Origin of the sequence: Blastococcus sp. CCUG 61487 (assembly GCF_005222955.1) — a bacterium.
Classification (GTDB): Bacteria; Actinomycetota; Actinomycetes; order Mycobacteriales; family Geodermatophilaceae; genus Blastococcus.
Genome location: NZ_LWUA01000242.1, coordinates 1 through 1,489, shown reverse-complemented (window position 1 = coordinate 1,489; position 1,489 = coordinate 1). Strand labels below are relative to the sequence as shown.

Below are 1,489 nucleotides of genomic sequence, written 5' to 3'. Positions count from 1 at the left end.
GTGGCGTCCACCAAGGTGGTGTGCGACGGCCCCGGTGACCAGCGGGCCGAGACGTGAAGGCGGCCACCGCGTGATCTTCTGGATGACCTCTCACAGTCCTTCAGGAGTACGACGCGATGACCGCACCTTCCAGTATCGACCCTGCCCACTTCCTGCACGAGCAGCTGGCCCAGGCCAGTCCTGACCTGCTGCGCCAGATGCTCACCACGTTCATCAACACGCTCATGTCCGCCGAGGCCGACGTGGTCTGCGGCGCCGAGTACGGCGCCCGCTCGGCCGAGAGGACCAACGTCCGCAACGGCTACCGGCACCGGGACTTCGACACCCGCGCCGGCACCCTGGACGTGGCCATCCCCAAGCTCCGCAGCGGCTCCTACTTCCCGGACTGGCTGCTGGAGCGCCGGCGGCGGGCGGAGCGGGCGCTGACCACCGTGGTCGCCACCTGCTATCTGCTCGGGGTGAGCACCCGGCGGATGGAGAAGCTGGTCGAGTCGTTGGGGATCACCCGACTGAGCAAGTCCCAGGTCAGCGAGATGGCCAAGGACCTCGACGCCCAGGTCGCCGACTTCCGCCACCGCCCTCTGGACGCCGGCCCGTACACGTTCGTCGCCGCCGACGCGCTCGTGCTCAAGGTCCGCGAAGGCGGCCGAGTGGTCAACGTGCACGCGCTCGTGGCGACCGGGGTGAACGCCGACGGGCACCGGGAGATCCTCGGCCTGCAGGTCACCAGCGCCGAGGACGGCGCCGGTTGGCTGGCGTTCTTCCGGGACCTGACCGCCCGCGGCCTCACCGGAGTCCAGCTGGTCACCTCAGATGCGCACGCCGGCCTGGTGGGCGCGATCGGCGCGACCCTGCCGGGTGCGGCCTGGCAGCGCTGCCGCACGCACTATGCGGCGAACCTGATGGCGGTCTGCCCCAAGAGCTCCTGGCCGTGGGTGCGGGCGCTGCTGCACTCGGTCTACGACCAGCCCGACGCCGCCTCGGTGCACGCCCAGTTCGACCGGGTCCTCGACGCGCTGGCCGACAAGCTCCCGCGAGTCGCCGAGCACCTCGAGCAGGCGCGGGCCGACGTGCTCGCGTTCACCGCGTTCCCCAAGGAGATCTGGCGCCAGATCTGGTCCAACAACCCCAGTGAGCGACTCAACCGCGAGATCCGCCGCCGCACCGACGTGGTCGGCATCTTCCCCGACCGCGACGCCCTCATCCGGCTGGTCGGTGCGGTGCTGGCCGAGCAGCACGACGAGTGGACCGAAGGCCGCCGCTACCTCGGCCTCGACGTCCTCGCCCGCTGCCGACTACGCCCGGCCGCCACCGACGACACCGCCCAGGAGGTGACCACCCAGACCACGATCCCGGCGCTCAGCGCCTGAGCCAACCGAAGATCACGCGGTAGCCGTCACACACCACGCCCGCGGGCTTGACCAGCACCAGGCGTTCCCGCGGGAACGCCGCACCCCTTGGAATCAGTCATCTAGTCCGCACCGACCGC

Annotated in this window: 1 protein-coding gene; it reads left to right on the top strand. The window is 70.7% G+C overall.

Annotation, left to right across the window (positions count from 1 at the left end):
• Positions 1 to 116: 116 nt before the first annotated feature.
• Entirely contained in the window at positions 117 to 1,370 is a 1,254-nt protein-coding gene (locus A6V29_RS13955) for an IS256 family transposase (protein ID WP_137160855.1), read from the top strand.
• Positions 1,371 to 1,489 lie beyond the last annotated feature (119 nt).